We start from the raw sequence: 3,805 nt of genomic DNA on the forward strand, positions 1-3,805 counted from the left end.
TAGCACTCTCGCTGTATTTCATTGATGTTTTGCTGTTCAGTTTTCAAGGTTCATGTAGGAAGAATCAACTTGCATTCCTCATTTTATTTGTTGTCGTTGTTTCGGTGACAACTTTTATATCATAACATTTCGTTTCGTCCGTGTCAACAACTAAATTCAATTTCTTTTTTGTCGTTATTAATATATCGGAAACGCAACGTTTATAAATATACCATTCTATTTATATAAACGCAAGTATTATTTTCATAGTGGATATTATATTACGTTATGCACACTTTTTAGAGTGACCAATGCACTTTGCATTAAAAGTATGTATACCACTTCTTTTTCTTAACCTAAACTATTGATGCAATATTAGCCTTCAAATTACTTTCAATTTTTTAGATCTCACTAAAGAAAAGTAGACTATTTTCGACAGTAGTCTCTTTTAATATTTTATAGTGATTTTCATGAAGAATTAATAAATTCCATAATGACGTTCCCTCCCCCTTTAACTAAGGTTCGTTATAACCATAAAAAGAGATCATTTTTGAAATTATCATTTCAAGAGAATGTAATCCGTTCGTTTCCCTTTATATATGAGATAAAATTAAACTGCAACCAGCAGGGAGTTTCTTCATCCCCCACTTATTCTTTTCGTGTCCTTGAAGCGTAAATTCGGGTTCTTACTATAAGAACTGCAACGGTAGCATTTTAGACCATTGGGTTTTCCAAAACCAAAAACGGATTCAGAAACATAATAAAGAAACTCAAACCCATCTTTAGACGTGATTCTCTCATTTCAGGAATTAATCGGCCACCAACAGATAAAGGAGGTTCAACTTAGCACTCTCTCCATTGATGTACTCGTTCTTTCCTTCTATACGGTAGTTTATCGAAATGCGTTGCTCAATCATGTAATCTTCCAGAATCATTGATTTCAAAAAAATAATTCCAAAATCAAATACGTTAAATAACAACAATCACCTTCAACAGACCATAATAATCAGCTTGTATACTCTATATATGTTCTGACGAATTTAATTTGTATTCTTGTTAGTTATGATCTATTTCAACGTCACTCTCTTTCAGACTGCTTATAAATATATAAACCAAGCAGAAGCGCTTCACAATTGTTAGTGACAAGTACAATTACACTGAACTGGAGAAATGGTAACGTTACATAAATGAGAAACTGAAGAAAAATAATTGAATCCAACTTGGACAAAATTTGAAGATAATCGAAAACTTAAGGTACAAAACTAATACTTGGTGGAAACATTGGATTAATCAAGCCCACGGAAGCTAAAATATCGGATGCCAAGTATTAAGCTGTCATTTCCTGTGGTTATGCAAATTACAAAAGTCTTTTTGCTAATTTGCGTCTTTGTACAAAAACGCTTTACAACTATATTGAGCTCGTACTCATCACGGAAAAGAGCATTGATTTACCTATACAAGTTTGTCTGAGCATAAAAACAAAAATAATATGAGTAAATACGTACGCCCTTGGCCGCAACACCAATGAATGTCCTGCTCAGTTTCAGGTGTGGAAGCATGAAGGATTCGTTCATTGCAATATCAAAACCATCATGAAAAAATTTGCTAATACGAGGTGATTTTAACAATTACCAAACGAAAGAACTTATAACAAAATCATCTTAAGGATTGCTGCCAAAAACAATCAAGCTGTATCTTTAATATACGTAAGAACTATGACACTAATTTTGCAAATATATTTATGACACTGACTTCTGATAACAGACCCGACCCCAGTACTTTCTTCTTAAGTAAAGATACAGTGATCTCCTTTACGCATCCTCGTACGTCTTATGAGCGCAGTAAAAATATATTTTGCAAAGGATTCGTACAAAGTTTTTCAAAGTATATTACAGACTCCCAGTTGATTTGGCATGGAGTCTCTGTGGGCACAAGTATGTACGAGCCAAGAAGCAAAGCACCACAAGGACATGGCTCCCCCAATGCTAGCTATCATGCCGACCTCTTCTGTAAAAACTTGCTCATATCGGTATATACGTTCCTTTGACACTCTCTGCATCATCATCTTGCATTTCTATCTACTGTTATTTTGCATTATACAACATATAGGCATCACAATGGAGTATTATGTATTTTTCCTCAAAATCAGAAAGCTATTACTCCTAAATTGCAATATTAAATGCAACAACTCATGAAAGTACAGACAAACCGTTAGTCAGGCTATGTTGGCGAGTTCTTCTGAGAAGCACTCTTCAGGTGTTCGATACCCAAGGATTTTTCTAGGCAGACGATTACACCAGCTCTCTGCATAGCGAATTGTATCTGCAGAAACTGAAGTGATGGCTTTCCCCTTCGGGATAAAACGGCGAATTAATCCATTATGACGCTCATTCGTTCCGCGCTCGCATGATGTATAGGGGTGCGCAAAGAAAATCTCTGTATCTTCACTCAAGACGGAAGTGCTAAGTTCGGAGAATTCGGATCCGTTATCAGCGGTAATTGTCTTGAACACCTTGGCGAAGTTAGGGCCGTAGTTCTTGCGTATTTCATTGATAGCAGCACTCACCGCTTCGCTACTCTTGGCACAAATTCTTAAGATGATTTCCTTACGGGTTTTCCGTTCAGTAATAGTCAAAAGCGCCTCGTCCTGGCTCTTCTTTCCGATGACCGTATCGATTTCCCAATGGCCAAATACTTCACGATCCTCGACTTCAATCGGGCGTTCTTCGATACTACGACCAAGAACAAGCTTGTTAACCCGGCTTCTTTTTGTTTTTGTGTTTAGGCGAACTTTCATAGGTAAATCAATGTTTTTGACCGTTATGAGTCTAAGCTCAATATAGTTGTAAAGTGTTTTTGTACAAACGCGTGCCTTATTAAAGAGGTTGTTGCGCTTTGCAAATCCGCAGTCGGCGTCGGGTGACCACTCGTCATTCAATATCTTAGCCTCTGCGAACTTGATGAATTCGATGGTTTCATCAAGCTTGAGTTTGGCACCGTAAGCTTTCCGATTTTCTTCGTATTTTACCTGTGCTGTCTCGGGGAAGTAGGCTTCGTACATGATGCGACCGGTTTTTAGTTGCGTTACGGTACCACGCTTTAATTCACGCCAGATTGTACTACGGTCACAGTCAACCGAGTTTACGATGTCCTGCATGGATTTCCCTTCGCTGTGAAGCGCCGCAATCATGCCTCGTTTATAGGTCGTTAGATGTTTAAAGGTGCGTTTAGATGTGGTAGAATGTGATTGTGCCATAGATAAACCTCCGTAATGATTGTGTTTTAGTCGACCTAATCATACACGGTTTATCTGTGGCTTTTCATGTTTTAAGGTTGTTGCATTTGATTATACAACTAGCCGAAAGCTATTACTTCATTTTTTAAAGATATACTTCAGTATGCAGAGAATTAATATAATCGACTTCCCAAAAAAACATTGGCTGTCGAATACCTAAATAGTGTTTCTCAGAATAGCTCCAGCATGACCTAAGATACGGTTTATGTAATCTTTTCGGTTTTTTCTTTCTAATATTGCATTTCAGCGTTTATATACACGTATTCATCATTGTCGGTTTGACCGAATCCCGTAGGTCTGCTCAGCTTGCTAACTATGCGTTCAAAACCGAGCATAACCTTTAATCAATCAATTAACTAATCATTAAAAATAAACACAAAAAAAGCCACTACCCAACGGGTAACGACTTACTTAGAGACCGGCGACGTCCTACTCTTGCAGGGGGAAACCCCCAACTACCATCGGCGCTGAAGAGCTTAACTTCCGTGTTCGGGATGGGAACGGGTGTGACCTCTTCGCAATCGTCACCAG

General features: G+C 37.8%; 1 protein-coding gene and 1 rRNA gene. Both read right to left on the minus strand.

Features of this window, described 5'->3' with window-relative positions; all coding sequences use genetic code 11:
• Positions 1-2,194: 2,194 nt before the first annotated feature.
• Positions 2,195-3,235, minus strand: coding sequence for an IS30 family transposase (locus FQ087_RS22180; protein ID WP_149582786.1), 1,041 nt, complete (start codon positions 3,233-3,235; stop codon positions 2,195-2,197).
• A gap of 455 nt (positions 3,236-3,690) precedes the next feature.
• Positions 3,691-3,805: ribosomal RNA gene (gene rrf / locus FQ087_RS22185) — 5S ribosomal RNA — on the minus strand.

Origin of the sequence: Sporosarcina sp. ANT_H38, from assembly GCF_008369195.1 — a bacterium.
In the GTDB taxonomy this organism is placed as follows: Bacteria; Bacillota; Bacilli; order Bacillales_A; family Planococcaceae; genus Sporosarcina.